Annotated in this window: 14 protein-coding genes; 6 read left to right on the top strand and 8 right to left on the bottom strand. The window is 59.9% G+C overall.

The window, feature by feature from the left end; genetic code table 11:
- Positions 1 to 70: 70 nt before the first annotated feature.
- The 6 genes from RHP74_RS24380 to RHP74_RS24355 form a co-directional block, all read right to left on the bottom strand.
- Complete coding sequence (locus tag RHP74_RS24380) at positions 71 to 2818, bottom strand: RHS repeat-associated core domain-containing protein (RefSeq protein ID WP_311096486.1); 2748 nt, start codon at positions 2816 to 2818, stop codon at positions 71 to 73.
- Between the two features lie 25 nt (positions 2819 to 2843).
- Positions 2844 to 5156 carry an RHS repeat-associated core domain-containing protein gene (locus RHP74_RS24375; RefSeq protein ID WP_311100548.1) on the bottom strand — a complete coding sequence of 771 codons (2313 nt, stop codon included), beginning with the start codon at positions 5154 to 5156 and terminating at the stop codon, positions 2844 to 2846.
- A gap of 30 nt (positions 5157 to 5186) precedes the next feature.
- The gene (locus tag RHP74_RS24370) at positions 5187 to 5504 is read right to left on the bottom strand and encodes a hypothetical protein (RefSeq protein ID WP_311096484.1); all 318 of its coding nucleotides are present in this window, start codon (positions 5502 to 5504) and stop codon (positions 5187 to 5189) included.
- 57 nt (positions 5505 to 5561) lie between these two features.
- On the bottom strand, positions 5562 to 8318 hold the full coding sequence (locus RHP74_RS24365) for an RHS repeat-associated core domain-containing protein (protein ID WP_311096483.1): 2757 nt from the start codon (positions 8316 to 8318) through the stop codon (positions 5562 to 5564).
- Positions 8315 to 12826 (bottom strand): SpvB/TcaC N-terminal domain-containing protein, encoded by a 4512-nt coding sequence (locus RHP74_RS24360; protein WP_311096482.1) that lies wholly within the window; start codon positions 12824 to 12826, stop codon positions 8315 to 8317. The genes RHP74_RS24365 and RHP74_RS24360 overlap by 4 nt, the downstream gene beginning before the upstream one ends.
- Before the next feature lie 238 nt (positions 12827 to 13064).
- A complete protein-coding gene (locus tag RHP74_RS24355; RefSeq protein WP_010457560.1) occupies positions 13065 to 14588 on the bottom strand; it encodes a fumarate hydratase in 1524 nt (507 codons plus the stop codon).
- Positions 14589 to 15158: 570 nt separating this feature from the next.
- On the opposite strand from RHP74_RS24355, the gene RHP74_RS24350 reads away from it, so the two are divergent.
- From RHP74_RS24350 to RHP74_RS24340, 3 genes are read left to right on the top strand one after another with little or no spacing between them, the layout of a single operon-like run.
- On the top strand, positions 15159 to 16265 hold the full coding sequence (locus RHP74_RS24350; protein WP_010457559.1) for a diguanylate cyclase: 1107 nt from the start codon (positions 15159 to 15161) through the stop codon (positions 16263 to 16265).
- Positions 16258 to 17193, top strand: a complete 936-nt coding sequence (locus RHP74_RS24345; RefSeq protein WP_077748724.1) for an iron-sulfur-binding ferredoxin reductase — start codon at positions 16258 to 16260, stop codon at positions 17191 to 17193. The genes RHP74_RS24350 and RHP74_RS24345 overlap by 8 nt, the downstream gene beginning before the upstream one ends.
- Positions 17194 to 17224: 31 nt before the next feature.
- Positions 17225 to 17974 (top strand): enoyl-CoA hydratase-related protein, encoded by a 750-nt coding sequence (locus RHP74_RS24340; protein ID WP_311096481.1) that lies wholly within the window; start codon positions 17225 to 17227, stop codon positions 17972 to 17974.
- A gap of 91 nt (positions 17975 to 18065) precedes the next feature.
- Here RHP74_RS24340 and pyk read toward each other — a convergent pair whose 3' ends face one another.
- Complete coding sequence (gene pyk / locus RHP74_RS24335; RefSeq protein ID WP_154501472.1) at positions 18066 to 19517, bottom strand: pyruvate kinase; 1452 nt, start codon at positions 19515 to 19517, stop codon at positions 18066 to 18068.
- Between the two features lie 232 nt (positions 19518 to 19749).
- On the opposite strand from pyk, the gene RHP74_RS24330 reads away from it, so the two are divergent.
- From RHP74_RS24330 to RHP74_RS24320, 3 genes are all read left to right on the top strand, one after another.
- Positions 19750 to 20076 (top strand): hypothetical protein, encoded by a 327-nt coding sequence (locus RHP74_RS24330; RefSeq protein WP_221107174.1) that lies wholly within the window; start codon positions 19750 to 19752, stop codon positions 20074 to 20076.
- Between the two features lie 135 nt (positions 20077 to 20211).
- Positions 20212 to 20589 (top strand): tol-pal system YbgF family protein, encoded by a 378-nt coding sequence (locus RHP74_RS24325; protein WP_010457555.1) that lies wholly within the window; start codon positions 20212 to 20214, stop codon positions 20587 to 20589.
- 244 nt (positions 20590 to 20833) lie between these two features.
- A complete protein-coding gene (locus RHP74_RS24320) occupies positions 20834 to 21193 on the top strand; it encodes a PilZ domain-containing protein (protein WP_010457554.1) in 360 nt (119 codons plus the stop codon).
- Between the two features lie 147 nt (positions 21194 to 21340).
- On the opposite strand, the gene RHP74_RS24315 is transcribed toward RHP74_RS24320, so the two are convergent.
- A complete protein-coding gene (locus tag RHP74_RS24315; RefSeq protein ID WP_311096479.1) occupies positions 21341 to 21712 on the bottom strand; it encodes a DUF6124 family protein in 372 nt (123 codons plus the stop codon).
- Positions 21713 to 21797: the final 85 nt, after the last annotated feature.

Below are 21797 nucleotides of genomic sequence, written 5' to 3'. Positions count from 1 at the left end.
GCAATAGGGGCGCGCACCATAACATGACGTCGCCCCCGGTATTCAGGGGGCGGCGCTGCTGTGCAAACCGTCAGGCCGCTCTTTTTTCGGCGAGGTACTGAGAGACCCTTCCGACCAGGTTCCTGGCGTGCTTGATCCCGCTTCGTGCGACTTTGAATTGCTGTTCAAGCCTCGAACGATCAACGGCTCCCGAATTCATCGGCATGTTCACGGCGCCGATCAGCCGGTCATCGTAGACGGCTGCGTCTGCCAGTGTTTCAAGGGCTTCGTTGGCTTGCGCTTCTACGTCATTGAGGTAGGCGTCCAGCGCATCGAGGTTGGCGGATATCTTGTCGAGATCGCCTTGGCCAAGGGAATCATTGAGCGCCTCGGTCAGTTGGGTTGCCTGACGGGCAATGGCCAGGGTTTGTTTGAGGTAAGGCACTTTGAGATGTTTGCCGATGACGCGGGCAGTCGTTTCGATGGCCGTTTTTGTCAGGCCCGCGGAGTTTTTCGGGCTGAAGCTTTGCGCCACGGCCTGCACACTGAAAGGCTCGGCGCGGGATTTGCTTTTGATGTTACTGACCGAGAAACCGGACGGGTCCGGTGTGATGGTATAGCCCAGTCCGGTTTCGTCGCCGAGTTTATCCATGAATTTGGCTGCCGCTTCAGCGGCAAAAATACCTCCCACCGCCGCGGCGACCGGCACCGCTACGGGGGCCGCCGGGCCCGTCAGGCTGCCGACGCCTGAACCCACCGCCGCGCCAGCGGCGCCCGAATGAAAAGTGACGGCAAACGACGCCACGCTATACAGCAGTTTTTTGGCTGCGGTTTTGTAGATGTCCCGGGTTCGAGTGAGATTGTAGAGTTGGTAATTGAGCTTCTGCATCTCGCTATTGACGGTTGATAGCGTATTTGACGTGTCAATGATCTGTTGTTCGGCAGACTCTTCCTTATGCGTACCGCCGTTATCCCGATAACGCATCGGGTTGTTCGTCACAAAGGCATACAGATTCAGCCCGTCCACAGACCAGGCCGGGTCCGGGTTCATCCAACGCTGCAACCACGGTGCGTAATAACGCGCGCCGTAGTGATAAAGCCCGCATTCATCCATTTCCTTGCCTGAGTAACGGATGGTCTTGTAGCCGACCTCCAAGAGGGAGGCGGCTGTCAGCCAGGCGGTGCCGCCTAACGGGTAATAACCTTCGTGGTTGATCAACCGGACGTTCTGGTCCAGCTCCATGAGGCAGGAGCCCAGTTCGTCGTCGAGGCTGTAGCGCAGCTGATTCTGTGCGATTGCATCGGGTTTGTTGCTGACCCAATGCAGGCAACGCACGCTGCCCCGGCCCCCCGGCAAGGTGATGACGTGCAGTTCTTCGCCGTTGTCGCGGGTGCGGATCTCCAGCCCCGGCAAGTACAACACTTGATGAAAATGGGTGAGGGTCGCGGCTTGCCATTCATGGCGCTTGAACACCCGTTCGCCCTGGCTGTAGCGAAAGACTTCGTCATCGTGCCGGCCGTCGTCTCGTTCGACCAGCGTCGCCCGGGCCAGTTGATCGCGGCTGTTCCAGGCCAGAGGCCTTCCCGGCGCCGAGGCCAGGAGGTTGCCATGGTGGTCGAACAAGGTGTCGAACACCGGCTCGGGGTCACCTTGTTTCCAGCGCACCCCACGGTTGCTGGTCGGGTCGATGAACATCTCGTGGGTGTAATTGCCCACGTCACGCTCATGAATCAACGTGATCAGATTGCCGCCGTCGTCGTACTCGTAGTGCTGGGTGTAGTTGAGGTGGTTCGCGGGATCGGTCGGCGAAGGGCGTCCGGGCAAGCCGGTGCTCGGGGCGGCGTCATGGCCGGTGGCGCGGGTCAGTTGGTACAGCGCGTTGTAGCTGAATTCGCGGTGGCCATCGATGAGCTGATTGGCGAAGTACACCGGTTTGAACATGAGATCGTCGATGCGCAGCACGTTACCGACCCGGTCGTACTCGTACTGAAAATGCTGGAGCAGGCCTTGCCCGGGCACACCGGCCTTCAACGTGGTGAGACGACCATCGGCGTCATCGTAAGCCCAGGTGCTGAGCACCTGGTTGCCGGCATGCTGCTCGATGATCTGGCCGGCGGCGTTGTAGCGCGCGTCTTCCAGCACGGGCAGCCAGGCCTCGGTGGGGGCGAGCCGTAGCTGCACCTGTTGCAGCTGCCCGGCGCGGTCGTAAACCATGCGTTGCTGATGATCGCCGGCATCGGTCTGGGTCAGCAGCGTACCGAGCGGGCTGTAAGTCCGACTGCCAGGGAAGGCGCCGGCGCCGGTGATCGTGCGGCTGTCGCGTAGCGCCTGGCCGTGCAGGCCAAAGCTGAGCCATTCCAGTGTGCCGGAGGGATCGACCTGCCTGACCAACTGGCCGCACAGGTTGAACGCCTTATCGGCGGTGGCATCGGCGTAGCGGAAGGTTTCGACATTCGGCTGGTCGTTTTCATCGACGGCAAGGACGCGCAACTGATCGTCATACACGGTGCGCCAATGGCTGCCCTGTGCATCCCAGCGTTGGAGGATTTCCCCGGCCAGCCCCGGCAGGCTGATCCGCCAGCCGGCGTCGACGCTGCTGATTTTGAGCAGTTGTCCGGACAGGCCATGAACGTTGGCCAGATTGGGCGTGAGCGCATCGACCAGGCGCGGGTCCCATTGCTCCACCAGGTGGCCGATAACGTCATGGCGTTGCCGGGTGATCAGCGGTTCAAGCGCGTCACCGGGTCTCTTGCGCAGGTAAGCAATTTGACGCGCCGGCAACTCCCGCGACTCATGGGCAATGACTGAGGCGGTGCGATAGTGGAGGTTCTGGCTCATCGGGCCGGCTCGAAAGTGCGTCGGTTCATACGAATGTCTCAGAGAGTGTTCTTTGCAACTTCTGCGTCAGCTTTCTGGGTTTAGGCACGGGCCTCTCTACCGTCGTCACTCCCGCTTCACGGGCCAGTTCGGTCAGCCGTTGGGTCACGCCTTCTGCTTCGCTTGGTAGGTCGACAGCGGTTTTCGCCATTTCCAGCACTTTGGTAATCGCTTCAAAAGGTTCGCTACCGGTGTTGATCAGCGCCATCACTTCACGTTGCAGGGGGGAGGTGAGTTCCTCCAGTTGTTTGTAAAAAATGTCCTGCAGGGGCTCTGTGTAGCTCGTGATGCTTGCTACACCGATTTTTATTTTTTCGAGTACCTCGCTGCCGCCAGTCAAAAGATCTTGTGCACCGTCGACGACTTTCTTCGTGGTGTCGGCGGCGGTACTCAAGTGCTCTCTTATTTCCTGGGTATGCAGCGTTTGCGCAAGCTTCAAACCTCGCTTGAAAAAGTAATACCGTGCCAACGGCATCACGATGGCACCGACCACCATACCGACCGCAGCACCAATGGCCGTCCCCGCACCAGGCACTACGCTGCCCAGCGCCGCCGCCACGCTGCCGCCGGCAATGGCACCTTTGAGAATCGATTTGAGGCCATGCTTGGACAGGATGAATTTGCCCAGCGTCATGTTCTGTCGAACGTCGGCAATATCGGCGCCTTCGGGAACCAGGCCATCGAATTCCGTCGCGAGATTGTGGATCTGGTCGGCGGCATTTTTGGCTTTGCCAAGGACACCGACGAAATCCTTCGCCAGTTCAAACACGGCCTTCATCGCGCCCGACTTGTCGACGTACAGCATCGGATTGTTACCGACCATCACGTACAGATTCGGCCCATCCACGGGCCCTTCAGGGTCCGGGCTGATCCAGCGCCACAACCAGGGCGCGTAATAGCGCAGCCCGAAATAACACAGTCCGCAGGCGTCCATTTCCTTGCCGGAATAACGAAGGGTCTTGAAGCTGGCCTCCAGCGCCGAGCGCGCGGCCCACCATGCGGTACCGCCGAATGGGTAATACACTTCGTGGCTGATCAGGCCGCCGAGGTGGTCCAGTTCCAGAACGCAGGAACCGAGGTGATCATCCAGGCTGTAGCGCAACTGATCGGGATGCTCGTCAGTGACCCAATGCAGGCAACGCACGCTGCCGTAGGCGAGGGGCAGGGTGATGACGTGCAATTGCTCGCCACTGCTGCGGGTACGGATTTCAAAGTTCGGCAGGTACAGAACGGTATGGCGGTGAGTGACCGACGGCGTATGCGTTACTTGATGTTTACGCACCCGCTCGCCTTGACTGTAGTGATATGTCTCTTCGTCATCTGCCAGCTCATTGTCATGGACGACTAAAGTCACCTTCTCCAGTTGATCGCGGGCATTCCAGTGCAGCGGTTGATGACGCTGTAAACACAGCTGATTGCCGCCGAGGTCGAACAGTTTTTCGAAATCCGGCGCCGGCTGATCTATTTCGTGGCGCACACCGCGGTTGCTGGCGGCGTCGATCATCATCCGATGGGTAAAGCAGTGTTGGTCGCGCAAATGGCGCAGTTCTATCAGGTTGTTGCCCGTGTCGTAGTCGTACTCTTCGGTGTAGTTGAAGCGCGGGCCAGGATCGAGGGGGGAAATCACAACAGGCACGCCCGGTCCTTTGTGAGGGCATTCACCCTCGAAGCCGTTGGCGCGGGTCATCCGGTACAGCGAGTCATAGCGGAATTCACGGTGCCCGTCGATGCGCTGGTTGGCGAAGTGCACCGTGGCAAGGGCGTGATCTTCAATGCGCAGGACATTGCCCATCCGGTCATAGAAGTAACGCAGGTTTTGCCGTAATGGTTCGTCGGGTTTACCGGCCTTCAGGATGCAGAGGCGACCGTCGTCCGGGTCATAACACCATTGGCTGACCACACCGTTGCCGGCGGTCTGTTCCACAACCTTGCCCGCGGCATCGTACTGCGCATCCGCAAGAACACATTGCTGCTCGCGGCCCTTGAGTTGCAAAAAGACCTGTTTGAGTTGCCCGGCGATGTCGTAATGCAAATGCTGATGGTGCCCACCGGCATCGGTTTGGGTCAGTACCACGTTCAGAGGGCTGAAGGTCCGGCAGGTCGAGTGCCCTAGGGCATCGACAATCGTTCGGGTTTCGCGCTGTGGCTGACCCTTCAGGCTGAAGCCGCTCAAGTCGAGCCGGCCCGAGCGATCGACCAGCGCGACCATCTGGCCCCGCAAGTTGAAGGCTGTGTCGGCCGATGCGTCGGCATAGCTGAAGGTTTCGACGTTCTGTTGGTCGTTTTCATCGACGGCCACGGCGCGCAATTGAGTATCGTAGCGGGTACGCTAATGATTGCCGCGCGGGTCCCAGCGTTGAAGTTCTTCGCCCGCCGGCCCCGGCAAGATCAAGCGCTTGCCGGCGTCCACGCTGTTGATTCGGATGGCGTCGCCGGAGAGACGATAGACGTTGCTCAAGGACGGGAGGGAGAGCCGCGGATCCCATTGCTCGATCAGGTGGCCGGCGAGGTTATGAACGCCCCGCGAGATGAGTGATTGCGCGACGTCACCGGCGTTCTTGCGCAGATAAGCCACCTGGCGAATCGGCAGGCTTCTAGCATCAGTGGCTTGAAGATTGGCGGTGCCCCTATGGATAGCGGTGTTCACGGGCAGCAGCTCCCGATTTCAATGTCATAGGGCGGCGCGCAACGTGTTGCTGGTCGCTCAGGCCGGCGCATGGTGACGACTCGCAGTGCGTGCTTGCCTTGCCAGGAATTGGTTGTCTGTCGTGCCCATTTCCCTGTATCGCGCCATACCCGCTTTGCTTCGGCGAATAAGATCTTGTGTCTTGTGATGAGCGCGTTGCACATCGATACGGTGTATGGCTTCGGGGGCCGAGCCACTGACATTGAGGGTTGTACGCTGCGGGTAGATAGTATCGACGCCCGCCGCGTCAAACGCTTTTTCGAATTGAGCGAAGCGTTCATTGTCGACGCTTTCCCACTCATCCAGCATCCGCTCTATTTTGTTGATCTTGACGGGGTCCAGTCGGTTTTTGATGTCTTCAGCTTCCTGAACCCTGGACCCCATGGCGAGGAACGCGCTGACCCCGGGTACCACCGAGCCGATGACATTGTTCAGGGCAATACTGATACCGCTTCCCAGCCAGTCATACGAATCATCCGCCACATGGACGCCGACTTGACGATCAATTTCCTTGATGGACATCGTGGATGTCTGCGGGATGAGAGGCCTGATCAGGCCGGAGGTCGGCAAAATAGCCCCACCCGCTGAGCCAGCCAGCTCACCGCCCAGATTGCCACCGGTCAGACCTTCTGAAAAAGGCGGTTTGCTTTGCTTGGTGAGGAATGCAATGTGTGGCTTGTCCGGCAACACGATACCGACCTCTCCAGCCCCGTAATACCCGCCTGCAAAGCCGATGACTGCATTTATCGATTCCCCGGCCAGGTTTTTCAGCAGGTCTTTTTCGATGTTGGTTTCATTGATGATGTTGTCGATTTGCTCGAGCGTTTGAGTGGCGTAAGCGACCAGGACAGAAATGAAATTTGAATAGTTGCGAATGACCGCTTCGCCGCTTGCCTCGCCGTCGTTATCGACATAGCGCAACGGATTATTCCTTACAAATCTGTAGAGATTCAGCCCATCCACTTCCCCCGCCGGATCGGCACTCACCCAACGCTGCAACCATGGCGCGTAGTATCGAGCGCCGTAGTAATAAAGCCCGCATTCATCCATTTCCTTGCCCGAATAACGGAGGGTTTTGTAGCCGACTTCCAGCAGGGAAGCCGCCGCCAGCCAGGCCGTGCCGCCGAACGGGTAATAGCCTTCGTGGCTGATCAGCCGGGCGGCCTGGTCCAGTTCCATGAGGCATGAACCCAACTCGTCGTCGAGGGTGTAGCGCAACTGATCCTGTTCGATGCCGTCCGGTTTGTTGCTGACCCAATGCAGGCAACGCACGCTGCCACGGCCCCCCGGCACGGTGATGACGTGCAGCGTTTCGCCATTGTCGCGGGTGCGGATTTCCAGCCCCGGCAAGTACAGCACTTGATGAAAGTGGGTGAAGGTCGCGGCTTGCCATTCATGGCGCTTGAACACCCGTTCGCCCTGGCTGTAGCGAAAGACTTCGGTATCGTGGCGGCCGTCGTCACGTTCAACCAGCACCGCCCGGGCCAGTTCATCGCGGCTGTTCCAGTCCAGAGGCCTTCCGGGGGCCGAGGCGTGGAGGTTGCCGTGGGCGTCGAACAGGGTGTCGAACACCGGCTCGGTGTCACCCGGTTTCCAGCGCACCCCGCGGTTGCTGGTCGGGTCGATGCGCATCTGTTGGGTGTAATTGGCCACGGCACGTTCATGGACCTGCTTGATCAGATTGTTGCCTTCGTCGTACTCGTATTTCTGTGTGTAGTTGAGGAGGTGGTCGGGATCGGTCGGCGAAGGGCGGCCAGGCAGGCCGGTGCTCGGGGCGGCGTCACGGCCGTTGGCGCAAATCAATCGTTCCAGCGTGTCGTAGATGAATCCGCGGTGGCCGTCGATGAGCTGATTGGCGAAGTACACCGGTTTGAAGGTGAGATCGTCGATGCGCAGCACGTTACCGACACGGTCATAGGCGTACTGAAAATGCTGGAGCAGGCCCTGTCCGGGCACACCCGCCTTCAACGTGGTGAGACGGCCATCGGCGTCATCGTAAGCCCAGGTGCTGAGCACCTTGTTGCCGGCATGCTGCTCGATGATCTGGCCGGCGGCGTTGTAGCGCGCGTCTTCCAGCACAGACTGCCAGGCCTCGGCGGGAGTGAGCCGCAACTGCACCTGTTGCAGTTGTCCGGCGCGGTCGTAAACCATCCGTTGCCGGTGATCGCCGGCATCGGTCTGGGTCAGCAGCGCACCGAGCGGGCTGTAGGTCCGGTGGCTTGGGAACGTGCCGGCACCGGTGATCGTCCTGCTGTCATTCAGCCCTTGGCCCTGCAGGCCGAAGCTGAGCCATTCCACGGTGCCCGAGGGGTCGACCTGCCTGATCAACTGGCCGCAGAGGTTAAAGGCTTTATCGGCGCTGGCATCGGCAAAGCTGAAGATTTCGACGTTCGGTTGGTCGTTTTCATCGATGGCAACGGGGCGCAACTGCTCGTCGTACACGGTGCGCCAATGGCTGCCGCGTGCGTCCCAGCGCCGGAGGATTTCTCCGGCCAGCCCCGGCAGGCTGATCCGCCAGCCGGCGTCAACGCTGTCGACCAAGACGGGTTGCCCGGCAAGTCCATAAACCGTGGCCAGGTTAGGCTTGAGCGCATCGGCCAGGCGCGGGTCCCGTTGTTCCACCAGGTGGCCGATCACGTCATGGCGTTGCCGGGTGATCAGCGGTTCAAGCGCGTCCTCTGGCGTTTTGCGCAGGTAGGCGATATGGCGCGCTGCCAATCCACGCGCATCATTTGACTCTATTGCGGCGGTGTTCCAGTGGGCGGAGTTGCTCATTGCATGTCCACCTTGCTCGCGTTCGAAGCAGGCTCACTGTAGGTGTCATTAAAGTCCAGAACAGTTTTGTACCAGGGGTGGAGGAGGGTGTAGGCGACATCGCCCTTGGCGTTGATGACCTTGATCAGGCGACCCAGCACATCGTAGAAACTTTTATCGTGATGGCCGTATTCCTTGAAGCAATCGTCATCAATGTAGCCGTAAGCGTTGGCGAAATAGGGGCGATAGGTGCGTACCGGCAGTCCCTTGTTGTTGTATTCAACACGTGCGCTGATACGCCAGCGCTGGTCGGCGTGTGTCACCTTGGGCTTGCCGTCTTCGATCACCAGTTTGCCGTTTTCCACGACATAGGCATCACCGGGCTCAACCCGTTGCTGGGTTTGCAGGGGGCGTCCGAAACCGTCGATCAACGACAGGATGATCTGGAAGTTCGCGGGTTGGTCATCATCCGGGTACCGGTCAGCGGAAATGACGACGCTGTGCAGCGGAATGCGCGGCACGCTGAGCAGCAGGTCCCACAGCGCCTGCTCCGCCGTTGTCCGGGACTTGAGCCGGCCCAGGAGCAGGCGCGCACTGGCGCGGATGTGCAGGCTTGGCAACACGTAACCTTTGGCGGTCCCCTCAGCCAGCCAGTCGGGTGTCTGCTCGACGGGATGGGTGAGCTGACCCATCCAGCTGAGCAGGTCTTTGCGAAAGGTACTGGCGGCTTTTTGTAGCGCGTCCTCGGGGGATTCGATGGCTGTGACCGGGCTGGCGTCAACGGGCCGGACATAGTCGGCGATGGCGTCAAAGCCGGCACGCACAGCGTTTTCTGTTCCATAGAAGGTGACCGTGTGCGGACCGGACGGATCGTTGAGGACTTCTTCAACGTTGTCGTTGGCATCGGTGGTGCGCAACGTTGTCAACGCGTGATAGTCATGCTCGGCGAGTGTGGTGCAGCCATCCGGCAGCTCGAAGCGGTTGATCAGCAGGCAGTAACTGTCGTATTGAACCTTGGTGATGCCGTGGCTTAGCGTTTCGTTGACCCCCTCGACCTTGTAGAAGTGATCGAGGTCTGCATATCGGGCAAAGTTGTAGAGGGCGGACCAAAGATTTCTCTGTTGGTCCTCTTCTTCGTCGGCCTCTGCGTCCGTGCCCAGAAACAGCTTCATGCACAGATAACCGATACGCTCCAGTTCTGCCCGGATATCGAACGACGGATCTGGCACATCGCCGTAGACCTCCAGCGCCGCCTTGTTCAGTTGTGCGATTTCCATCGGCCCCGTCAGGGCTTCGAACCCGGCCGTGCCCTCCGGCAATGTTTCATTCGCTGTAGAGACGTAGCGCTGCACCGATTGCGACGTCAATTCCCGCCGGGCCGCCCATTCGGGTGAGGCGAACAGTTCGAGGAACTGCTCATAAGAAATCACGCTGGGATCAAGCCCTTCAGCGGCTGGCTTCTTGGGCAATACCAAGGCGTTGCCCCGTTGCCGATAGGGCAGGCCGAGCCTCCAGCCTTGCGGATCGACCTGGTGAATAAACCCGGCGCGGGTTTCGCTCAAGTAGTAGGACTGCTGCGCCGGATCATGGGCGTCCTTCCACCATTGCCGTTCATCGATATCGGTAAATGGCGGTTCGTCTTGCTCTGTCAGGCGCCGTGCGTAGCTGACCGTGATGCTGTGAGTGGTGAGCCCAAACTCGTCCCGGCTCAAGTTGATGACATGGCGGCACAGGGGGTCTTCGACGAAACGCTCATAGTGATAGTGGATTTCTTCCAGCAGCGACGTCATCAACACCGTGTCGGGGTAGTGGTCGCCACGCTCACGCACGTTACGGACGATGTATCGATTCTGGACCGCCAGAAAAGGCGTCTCCGGGAGCTGGTCGGTCGCCGCATAGGTTTCCACCCTGAGTACGACACCCGACAGGCTGCGGGCGATTTCGTGAACGGTGGCTTCATCCCCGGGCGCAATGATTTCTTCGTACTCGTCGCCCGGGTGATATCGACAAAACAGCATGTCGCCCAACGGATGTGCCTGATCATCTCGATTGAAATAACCGTCGCGAGGCATATTGATCTGCATGCCGGTATGAAACCAGGTGCGGACCAATGCCGGGGCGGTGAAGCTTTCGTCTTCGTCCGAACCGGTTTCGCTGTCGGTTTGGTCCAGCCTTCCGAAGCCACGGAACTCCCGGTCCTGATGGTCATACCAGGCCTCGAAATACCGGAAAAACTGATTCAGGCAATTACCGGTGATTTCATCCCGCTGGGTTTGTTGACTCACGACCTGCACAGCAAAAGGCAGGTAACAGACGGGAGGGCGCTCAAGCTGGAGAAGCTGCTGTTTTTCGTCCAGCCAGAACTGCGCAGAACTTCGATGCACCACCTGCGTGCTGCACCCCATGTTGTTGTTGCTGGCGATCATCAAGTAGGGCTTGGCGCCGACAAAGTCGTAGCGCCAGTGTCGGGGCTTCATGTGCGGCACGGTCAGGATCAGGCTGGCGCAGCCGAGCCCTTGCAGGTCGGCGAAAGTGACCTGACACAGGTTGTCGTAACGCACGCCCTCGGGCCAGGGGACCGTGATGGGCGTTTGTGCAAAACCATTGCCGCCGTGGTTGAGGTAAATGTCAAAGCCAGCGGAATTCAGATAAATGAGCGCCGGGGCACCGGAGCCATTCAGATCGGCGATTCGCACCCGCGCGGCGTCGAACGCGGCGTACTCGAAACTCGGGCCGCTGATGACAAAACCGCTGCCGAATTGTCCGTGCCCCAGATTTGGCCAGCATTTGATTTCGTTGTGCCGAATGCGGCACAACTCGGTCATGTCGCTGCCCAGCAGATTGCCCAACAGCACCAGTTCGCTGCCTGAGTTGCTGAAGATGGGCAAACGGTCGGGGTCATGCAGGACATCTTCGGCCCTGGCAAAACCGGTTTCACGCTGATTGGCGTAGAAGCGCACGGCGTTGGGGCCGATCAGCGCCAGCGAGCTGAGCCCGTCGCCGGTCAAATCGCACAGCTGCGAAAGGGTGTTGAAAAACTCCACCGGGAAGGCCGAAAAGGGGATGAAGGTTGACCAGCTCCGATCCGGGTTCAGCGTGTAAAAACCACACATGCCAGGTTGGGCGACAATCCAGTCCAGACGCCCGTCGCCGGTCATGTCCATCAGGGCTTGATGCGCAGGTTTATTGCGGTCGGCCACCGGGATTTTCGTCAGCGCTGTCCACGGGCCGTAGTCAATGTGGTCAGGGCCCGTGGTGGCACGCAAGGGCTCGCGGTAGTACCAGCATTGGTCATGGCGACACAGAAAGCCCGGCAGGCCTTCGCCGAACAGGTCGACGCATTGATAGAGTCCGCTGTCTTCAAGGCCCGGCATGTTCTCGAACGGGAAGAAGGCAACCGGCTCTTTATTGAGTTCAAACGCCGAATAGTCGAACTCCACCGGGGGCATGTTTTCCACGATGCCGTCGGCGTCATACGCCTGATAATGCGCCGCCGCGATCTGGCTGTAAGACCAGGGGGTTGTGTTGGCCGCGTACTCCAGCAGCAAGCGCCGGACCAGCACGGGTTCGCTGCCCAATTCCGGAAAACTGTGAAACATCAGCACTTGCTGGCAAAGGCGGCGAGTGCCCACTTCAAAGCCCTGTCGATAGGACGAAAAGGGGTCTTCACGAGTCAGCCAGGGCTTGAGCGTCGGGCCGTCATACACCGGTTTTTCAGTCAGCTCCCGGGTGCGCTCGCCGTAGTCGAACACCAAGTGGAAATGCCATGCAGGCGTCGGTGTCTGCGGCAAGTCCCAGCCGTACAACTGGTCATACGCGGCAACGTTGCCATACAACGCGCGATGGACGTAGCGTTGTGCGCGGTAGTCATGCGGGACGGTTTCTTCTCCAGGAGCCTGGTCTTTCAGGTATTCGTAGCGGATATGCTCGCCCCAGGCATTCATGCTCTCCTGCAACAACCAGGCAACAATTCGCTTCGAGTCCAGCGGGTCTGCCTTGCGCGCACTTTCGATCTTGCCGAACAGGTGCAGGCTGCCATCAGCTCCGTGCACCAGCCAGAACCCTTCCGGGTTCGAATCGGAATACCAGAATTCGATCAAATCGAACGTGCTTTCGACCCGTGGCCGATAGCGCAGCACAGCGTGCTTGCCGACAGACAGGCCACGGTATTCAGAGACTTCACGTTCCTCGATCTCACCGCTGGCGTTGCGCTCGGCCATCAACTGCTCACCCAGAGGGCTGATGAACACATCATCGCCGGTATAGCGCGGCACACCTTTGCTGGTCTGGCGAGTGATGGCGCCGAGGTTCAACTGCCAGCCGATGCCGAACGGTCCGTTCGCCGACTGGCTGCTGTAACTCAACGAGAGTTGGGGATCGCAGCCGCGTCCCGCTGAACTCGGCAGCGACAGCGCGAAAGACGCGCTTCCCGTCCAACCGACTTTAGCCCAATCATTACCGATGCTGGCGATCGAAGTGCTCTTGGCAATCGCGGGTGCGACGATATTCAGGGACGCTTGGTCTTCCATGGGGCTGATCCTGTTTTGGCCTGGCGTTCGCCCGTGGCAACGGTGTCGCGTGATGGATCAGACGCTAACAAGATGGGAGTCTTGCGTAACCTGTCAGATCTGACAGATCAGGAGGGGGGTTCTAGATCAAATAGCTGTAAGAGGATCGCTTTTAATGCCATCGGCATTATTCGCAAGCAAAAAAAACGGCCGGGTCGTCCATTCAGACGAGCCGGCCGTTTTGGCAAAGTCGCAGTGCTTATTGCACTTCGACCGCCAGGCTTTCACTGATCTTTTTCTGCCAGATGGCAGGACCGGTGATGTGTACCGACTCGCCCTTGCTGTCTACTGCAACAGTCACCGGCATGTCTTTGACGTCGAACTCGTAGATCGCTTCCATGCCCAACTCGGCGAATGCCACGACACGGGATTTCTTGATGGCTTGCGCCACCAGATAAGCCGCGCCGCCCACTGCCATCAGGTAAACGGCTTTGTGGTCCTTGATCGCTTCGATCGCGGTCGGGCCGCGCTCGGATTTGCCGATCATGCCCAACAGGCCGGTTTGCTCGAGGATCTGACGGGTGAACTTGTCCATCCGCGTGGCGGTGGTCGGACCGGCAGGGCCCACCACTTCTTCGCGCACCGGATCAACCGGGCCGACGTAGTAGATGAAGCGACCTTTCAGATCGACCGGCAGGGTTTCACCTTTGTTCAGCATCTCGACCATGCGCTTGTGCGCGGCGTCGCGACCGGTGAGCATCTTGCCGTTGAGCAGGACGGTTTCGCCCGGCTTCCAGCTCTGCACGTCTTCCGGGGTCAGGGTGTCGAGGTTGACGCGACGGGCCGACGGGCCGGCTTCCCAGACGATTTCCGGGTAGGCGTCCAGCGGTGGCGCTTCCAGGGTCGCCGGGCCGGAGCCATCCAATACGAAGTGCGCGTGACGGGTGGCGGCGCAGTTCGGGATCATGCACACCGGCAGCGAAGCGGCGTGGGTCGGGTAATCCATGATCTTCACGTCGAGTACGGTGGTCAGGCCACCGAGGCCCTGGGCGCCGATGCCCAGTTGGTTGACCTTCTCGAACAGTTCCAGGCGCATCTCTTCGATGCGATTGGACGGGCCGCGCTTTTTCAGCTCGTGAATGTCGATGGATTCCATCAACACTTCCTTGGCCATCACGGCGGCTTTTTCGGCGGTGCCGCCGATGCCGATGCCGAGCATGCCCGGTGGGCACCAGCCGGCGCCCATTTCCGGAACGGTCTTCAATACCCAGTCGACGATCGAGTCGGACGGGTTGAGCATGGCCATTTTCGACTTGTTCTCGGAGCCGCCGCCCTTGGCTGCCACGTCCACTTCCACGGTGTTACCCGGAACGATGGAGTAGTGGATAACGGCCGGGGTGTTGTCCTTGGTGTTTTTACGAGCGCCCGCCGGGTCGGCGAGGATCGAGGCACGCAGGACGTTTTCCGGCAGGTTGTAAGCCCGGCGCACACCTTCGTTGATCATGTCGTCCAGGCCCATGGTGGCGCCATCCCAACGCACGTCCATGCCCACGCGGACGAAGACGGTGACGATGCCGGTGTCCTGGCAGATCGGGCGGTGGCCGGTGGCACACATGCGCGAGTTGATCAGGATTTGCGCCATCGAATCACGAGCTGCCGGCGATTCTTCGCGCAGGTAGGCCTCGTGCATCGCCTGGATGAAGTCAACGGGGTGGTAATAGGAAATGAACTGCAGGGCGTCGGCAACGCTCTGAATCAGGTCGTCTTGCTTGATCACGGTCATGAGTCGCGCTCCTCTAAAAGACGGGAACATTCAATAGCTCTTCGAGCTAGCTTCAAGCTTTGAGCTACAAGCGGCAAGTAAGGGCAGTGTGTGTACTGCTTTGAGCTTGCTGCTTGGAGCTTGCAACTTGAAGCTGGCTCGAAGAGTCAGGGCACGCCGGGGCTGCTGGCGCGACGCTAAAAAGGCGCGGCAGTATACCGCGCCTCGGTTCCGGGCACACCCGCCGAAAGTCAATCTTGCGGCAGGCGGATTTATCTGCGGTGTGGGGATTTAGCGAAACGTCGCCCCGCCCCGTTGGGTGGCGAAGCCGCCCCCGATAGCTACACCTCGGTGAGACAGGTATACCCCGTGTGTCGGATGGGCGATTGCTTCGCAGTCGAACGGGGACAAATCCCCTCGCCACAGGCAAGCTCCCTCACCACAGGTTTTGTGTCATTCAGGGACATGCTTTTGACGCCAGTTTTCTGCCCCGAAAATTGAATGGTCATTTATCAGACACCCCACTAAAGTGGCATTCGGTCTGTAGAGTAGGACACTCGATCAGCCTCCTTTCGCACGGTGAGTCAACGATTGACCCATAACGCCATCCAACGGCTTTTGCTCAAACGCTTCGCCCTCGCAGCCGGCACCTACGCCCTGGCTTTGGTCTTGCTGTGGATGGCGTTTTTCACCGGGCATTACGATGAGCCGCTGACCAGCGTGGCCATCGGCAGCGCGCTGGTGGTGATCACCCAGGGGACGTTGTTCGCGGTGTTTTACAGCGGCTGCAACCTGCGCTTTTCCGACCCGAGCCTGACCGAAGCACAAGTATTGATGGGCCTGGGGTGGCAGACATGGCTGGTTGCCAATCTGGATGAGGCGCGCGGCGCGTTCCTGGTGTTCTACCTGCTGATCATGTTGTTCGGGCTGTTCCATCTTTCGCGCCGTGCGTTTGTGCGCTGTGCCCTGTTGGTGTTTTTCAGTTTCAGTGCGATCACGCTATGGGAGGGCTACCACTTCCAGTTGCACGACCCGGCGCTGGCCGCGTTGCAGGTGTGCGTGCTGTTTATCGTGTTGGTGTGGCTGGAGCTTTATGCCCGTTACGTCCAGGCCTCGCGTCAACGTATGCGCCAACGACGGTTTGCCTTGCAGGCGCACCAGGACACCCTGCGCGGGATGATGCGCCAGCTCGAAGACCTGGTCGCCACCGATGAACTGACCGGGCTGTTCAACCGCCGGCATTTCCTGCGCCTGGCTTCCCGCGAGCTGAACGCGATGGAGGCGGGCGTGGTGCATGGCCTGGCGTTGATCGACCTCGACCACTTCAAACGCATCAATGACGTTCATGGCCACGCTGCTGGCGACCAGGTGCTGCAAGCCTTTGCCGGCGTGGCCACCGCCTGCCTGCGAGAGGGCGATGTGCTGGCCCGTTATGGTGGCGAAGAGTTCGTGGTGTTGCTGCCCGACTGCAACGCCGAACGCCTGACCTCTTGTTGCGAGCGGCTGCGCATCGCCTTTACCGATGTCGAGTTGATCGGACTCAACGTCGCCCACCTCAGCTTGTCCGCCGGCATGACGTTGCTGGAGCTGGGCGATGATCTCGATGACGCCCTGCAGCGCGCCGACCAGGCGCTCTACCGCGCCAAGCGTGACGGGCGCAATCGCTGCGCGGCGGCGTGGGAGAACGTCGATGCCTGAGTTGCGCGTCGGCGAGCGCCATTGGTCCGTGGCCCCGGGCAGCAACCTGCTCGATGCCCTGAATCAGAACGGCGTGGCCGTGCCCTACAGTTGTCGCGCCGGTAGTTGCCATGCGTGCCTGGTGCAATGCGTTCAAGGCTTGCCCAGCGACAGCCGTCCCGATGCCTTGAGCGCTGAACAGCGTCAGCAAGGTTGGCGTCTGGCGTGTCAGTGCCAGGTGGTCGAGGACTTGCAGGTGCATGCCTTCGATCCACACGTCGACGGCCGCCCCGCGCAAGTCGCCGCCGTTGATTGGTTGAGCGCCAGCGTATTGCGGTTGCGCCTGACCACCGAGCGACCGTTACGCTACAGCGCCGGGCAGCATCTGGTGTTATGGGCGGGCAACGTGGCACGGCCCTACTCCTTGGCGAGTCTGCCGGAAGAAGACCGCTTTTTGGAGTTCCACCTCGATTGTCGACAGCGGGGTGAATTCAGCGACGCGGCCCGTCAGCTGAAAATCGGCGACCCGATCCGCCTCGGCGAACTGCGTGGCGGAGCGTTGCAATATGACCCGGACTGGAGCACTCGACCGCTGTGGCTGATGGCGGCCGGTACGGGACTGGGGCCGTTGTTCGGTGTGTTGCGCGAAGCGTTGCGTCAGGATCACCAAGGCGCCATCCGTGTCATTCACCTCGCCCATGACGCCAGCGAGCATTACCTGGCCAAGCCCCTGCAAGCCATGGCCGATGTGCGTGAAAACCTCAGCATTGAATGCTGGACCCCGGCCGAGTTGCCGCAGGCGTTGGCGCAACTGCGGCTTGTTTCCCGGCAAACCCTGGCCTTAGTCTGCGGAGCCCCCGACAGTGTCGACGCCTTTGCCCGGCGTTTGTACCTGGCCGGACTGCCGCGCAACCAACTGCTGGCGGATGTCTTTGTTCCCCGTGGTTGAGCGCTGATCGTTTAACGACGCGAGACTCGCCATGACCGATGCCATCCAGCTTGAACGCGAACGCGGCCTGCTGACCCTGCGCCTGAACCGCCCCGACAAGAAAAACGCCCTGACCCGCGCCATGTACAGCCACTTGGCCGACGCGCTGAAACAGGCCGACATCGACCCCGACATCAACGCCGTGCTGATCACCGGCAGCGCCGAGTGCTTCACTGCCGGCAACGACATCGCCGACTTCATCCAGCAACCGCCCAGCAACCTCGACAGCCCGGTGTTCCACTTCATGCTCAACTTGCTGGAATGCCGCAAACCGGTGATCGCCGCCGTGGCGGGCGCGGCGGTGGGGATCGGCACGACGCTGTTGCTGCATTGCGATCTGGTGTATGTCAGCCGTGATGCGCGGTTGCGCATGCCGTTCGTGAACCTCGGGTTGTGCCCGGAGTTTGGTTCGAGCCTGATCCTGCCGCGATTGCTCGGGCATGCCAAAGCAGCGGAGCTGTTGCTGTTGGGTGACGGGTTTAGCGGTGAGCAGGCTGCGGCGTGGGGCATTGCCACCGAAGCGTTGGGCAGTGGCGAAGCGGCGTTGGCCAAGGCGCGGGAGATGGCGTTGCGGTTTGAGTCATTGCCACCGGAAGCGGTGCGGATCAGCAAGCAATTGATGAAAGCGCCGGACCGGGAGCAGCTGCGCACAGTGATCGAAGAAGAGGGCGCGTTGTTCACCCAAAGGTTGCGTTCGCCGGAAGCGTTGGCGGCATTGTCGGCTTTTATCAGCCGACACTGACATCGATCGTTCCCACGCAGATCGTGGGAGCGATCAACAAAAAGCCCCGCCATTCACATGGCGGGGCTTTTGCTTTTCAGCAGCCGATCACTCAGACCATCGGATCGCCAACGTGCAGGATTTTCATCCCGTTGGTGCCGCCGATGGTGTGGTAGCTGTCGCCCTTGGTCAGGATGACCCAGTCGCCTTTCTCGACAACGCCGCGCTTGAGCAACTCGTCGATCGCGGCCTGGCTGACTTGCTCAGGCGGCAGCGATGCCGGGTCGAACGGAACGGTGTAGACGCCACGGAACATCGCCGCGCGGGCCTGGGTTTCGCGGTGCGGGGAGAACGCGTAGATCGGCACCGAAGAACGGATGCGCGACATGATCAACGGCGTGTAGCCACTTTCGGTCAGGGCGATGATCGCCTTCACGCCCGGGAAGTGGTTGGCGGTGTACATGGCCGCCAGGGCGATGGACTGGTCGCAGCTTTCGAACACTTTGCCGATGCGGTGGCTGGAGGTCTTGCTGGTCGGATGCTTTTCCGCGCCGATGCAGATGCGCGCCATCGCTTGCACGGCTTCCAGCGGGTACAGGCCGGCAGCACTTTCCGCCGAGAGCATCACGGCGTCGGTGTAGTCGAGCACGGCGTTGGCTACGTCGGACACTTCGGCGCGGGTCGGCATCGGGTTCTGGATCATCGACTCCATCATCTGGGTCGCCACGATCACAGCCTTGTTGTGGCGGCGTGCGTGCAGAATGATCTTCTTCTGAATGCCCACCAGCTCGGCGTCGCCGATTTCCACACCCAAATCACCACGGGCAACCATGACCGCGTCGGACGCCTGGATCAGCGCGTCGAGGGTTTCGTCGTCGGCCACGGCTTCGGCGCGTTCGATCTTCGCCACCAGCCAGGCCGTACCGCCGGCTTCGTCGCGCAGTTGACGGGCGTATTCCATGTCGGCGGCGTCGCGCGGGAAGGACACGGCGAGGTAGTCCACTTCCATCTCGGCGGCGAGCTTGATGTCGGCCTTGTCTTTCTCGGTCAGGGCCGGCGCCGTCAGGCCACCGCCGCGACGGTTGATGCCTTTATGGTCGGACAGCGGGCCGCCGATCAGCACGGTGCAGTTCAGTTCGGTGGCGGTGGCGGTATCGACGCGCATCACCACGCGGCCGTCGTCGAGCAGCAGCTCGTCGCCCACGCCGCAATCCTTGACCAGATCCGGGTAGTCGATGCCGACCACTTGCTGGTTGCCTTCGGTCAGAGGATGGCTGGTGGAGAAGGTGAATTGATCACCGATCTTCAGCTCGATCTTCTTGTTGGCGAATTTGGCGATCCGGATTTTCGGGCCTTGCAGGTCACCCAGCAGGGCCACGAAACGACCGTGCTTGGCCGCGAGGTCACGCACCAGCTTCGCGCGAGCCTTGTGCTCGTCGGGGGTGCCGTGGGAGAAGTTCAGGCGGGCGACGTCCAGGCCAGCCAGAATCAGCTGTTCGAGAACTTCCGGCGAGTTACTGGCCGGGCCAAGGGTAGCGACGATTTTGGTACGACGGACGGACATGCAAAGACTCCTGAGTTCAAGCGCTGAGTGAGGCTACTATGGTCAGCGGGTGTAGTCATTGTTCGTTTGCACTACTTTTTCGTTTGTTTCTTTAACCGAACATTTTTGAAAACGCTCTCTTGCGTTCTACCGTCTGTCGAAACTGTTATTTCTTACAGCTAGGCGTTCGTTTTTCGGGGCTGCTATTTATTGGGAGCCTCGTTAATAGGTAACGAGTTCAGGAGACGCACGCATGACCAAAAAAGCCGAGTTTGCGCAAACAGCCGCAGCCCCCGTCTCGCCCGAGATCACATCCCCAGGAGAAGGCGCAACTGTTGACTGGAACTATTTCAAAATAGAGGGGAGGGGTGAGCCGGGAATGGTAGTCAGGGTGTACTGGGATGACTCCTTAAACCCCAAGTTTTATGCAAGCGTTGACGATGAGGGTCAATGGCGCTGTTTCGTAACGCTTCCCGATAGGAAGTATGAGATTTCTGCAGTGCAGTGTAAGCCTGGAACAAACGATTGCTCTCCTTCGCGGCAACGAACATTCTGGGTGTATCAGGCGCCCAAGCCATAAAAGGGCATCGGGCCTGATGGCTTGGCCAACCGATTCAATCGATGGCAAGGTTTTTTCAATGGCATGATTTCCATCCTGGGTCACTGAAGTATTTGCCTTGCGGGTCGATACAGAGCTCAAGACAGGAGATCCCCCATGCGATTCGTGCTCATTGCCGCCCTTGCCCTCAGTGTGACGGGTTGCGCCCGTTGGTCGATGAACCATCATTTGAATAATGCCTACAGCGCTTACGATCGCGGCAATTGCGAGCAGGTGATGCTCGAATTGTCCAAAGTCGAACGCTCCAGCCGTGCGCGGCCTTATGTGTGGCCGGAAGTGTCGATGATGCGTGGCCAGTGCCTGGAACGGCAGAAGCTGTTCATCGATGCGGCGCAGACTTATCAGTTCATCATGGCGTCCTACCCGCAAAGCGAATACGCCTACCGGGCCCGCGCCCGTCTGGAAACCTTGCAGAGCCTGGGCCATTACCCGACTCGCAGCGCCGCGGCCGCCGTGCGCCCGACGCGGTTCTGATTGCCGTTGTCGTGCAAAGGCTGGCCGCCCGGCGGTGGTGAGCTATAGTCGAATGGATCGGTTTTAGAGCCATGTCTCTAGACCGAGGTCATACCTGTGACCGGCAGCCGTAAGCGTCAGCGGATTCATGGACTGACGCACCGGGAACGGGGAGAGCGCGCCAGGCTTTTCAACAAAAGCAAAAACGGCACGTTCCGAAGCATTAGTGCGGCCCTGCTTAAGGGCCTTGCTGGGCCAACTGCGCATGTTTACCGACCGCCGGATCGAGCGGCATCAACTGCCGTATTTTCTGAAAGTATTCAACAGTGTCACCGACAAACCCATAGGCTTTCTGGGCAATGTGTCCGCCGACGGGCTGATGCTCATCAGTCAGTTGCCCATGATGGTGGGCGTCGACTTTGACCTGCGTTTGAAAATCCCCGCCAGCGACGGCTGCCAGCAGGTCATTGACCTGACGGCCTGTTGTTTGTGGTGCCACGAAGACGAAACCCCCCACCATTACGACGCCGGGTTCAGCCTGCAACGGGCACCGCCGGAGTATGGGCAATTGGTGGAGGCGTTGACGCAGTACTTCAGTTTTCAGCCGATGCCGGCGTCTGCCTGAGTGTTGTGATGCATCGGCAATGGCCATCGCGAGCAGGCTCGCTCCCACAGGGGTATCGGCTGTCCATAAATTTTGTGGTCACTGAAAATCCCCTGTAGGAGCGAGCCTGCTCGCGATGGCGTCAGCTCAGGCGCCTGATAATCAAGCTCAGGTCACCTTGATCGCCTTCTCGTTATCCAGCGAGCGCTCCACCAGCATCAACCCCAACTCACTCATCCGGTAAATCGCCATCGCCAGGTGCCGCGGTTTGTCGTCCAGGCTGTCCGCCAGGTCAAGCAGCAACGTGCTGACCGTGGAAAAGGTTTCGTAGGTCTCGATGTTCAGCGCTTCGGGCTTGGCATCGGCGACAACGGTGAACATTTTCATGGCACGGTCCTGGGAAGAGCGAAGGGATTCGACATCAGGTTTGAGGTAGTGGTCGAGCGCCTTGTCGGCGGCAGCGTGGAGCTTTCTTGAATCAAGGCTGGCGTAGGGGGAAACCGGGTCGGTTTCGGGGGGATTGGGTGTGGCTTTGAACATGATCGATCTCCGTTATAGGGCTGCCACCATCTCGCGACTAAACGAGGGGTGGCGGCTGTAAGCAGGTTAGTCGACCGGCGGAGAT

It is taken from the genome of Pseudomonas sp. SG20052, from assembly GCF_031766055.1.
Taxonomy (GTDB): Bacteria; Pseudomonadota; Gammaproteobacteria; order Pseudomonadales; family Pseudomonadaceae; genus Aquipseudomonas; species Aquipseudomonas mandelii.
This window is presented reverse-complemented; position numbering and strand designations above follow the sequence as displayed.

Bases quoted from the DNA above. Each gene is read 5' to 3' on its own strand.
- RHP74_RS24380 (WP_311096486.1), bottom strand. From the start codon at position 2,818: ATGAGCCAGAACCTCCACTATCGCACCGCCTCAGTCATTGCCCATGAG.
- RHP74_RS24365 (WP_311096483.1), bottom strand. From the start codon at position 8,318: ATGAGCAACTCCGCCCACTGGAACACCGCCGCAATAGAGTCAAATGAT.
- RHP74_RS24360 (WP_311096482.1), bottom strand. From the start codon at position 12,826: ATGGAAGACCAAGCGTCCCTGAATATCGTCGCACCCGCGATTGCCAAG.
- RHP74_RS24355 (WP_010457560.1), bottom strand. From the start codon at position 14,588: ATGACCGTGATCAAGCAAGACGACCTGATTCAGAGCGTTGCCGACGCC.
- RHP74_RS24345 (WP_077748724.1), top strand. From the start codon at position 16,258: ATGCCTGAGTTGCGCGTCGGCGAGCGCCATTGGTCCGTGGCCCCGGGC.
- RHP74_RS24340 (WP_311096481.1), top strand. From the start codon at position 17,225: ATGACCGATGCCATCCAGCTTGAACGCGAACGCGGCCTGCTGACCCTG.
- pyk (WP_154501472.1), bottom strand. From the start codon at position 19,517: ATGTCCGTCCGTCGTACCAAAATCGTCGCTACCCTTGGCCCGGCCAGT.
- RHP74_RS24330 (WP_221107174.1), top strand. From the start codon at position 19,750: ATGACCAAAAAAGCCGAGTTTGCGCAAACAGCCGCAGCCCCCGTCTCG.
- RHP74_RS24325 (WP_010457555.1), top strand. From the start codon at position 20,212: ATGCGATTCGTGCTCATTGCCGCCCTTGCCCTCAGTGTGACGGGTTGC.
- RHP74_RS24320 (WP_010457554.1), top strand. From the start codon at position 20,834: ATGTTTACCGACCGCCGGATCGAGCGGCATCAACTGCCGTATTTTCTG.
- RHP74_RS24315 (WP_311096479.1), bottom strand. From the start codon at position 21,712: ATGTTCAAAGCCACACCCAATCCCCCCGAAACCGACCCGGTTTCCCCC.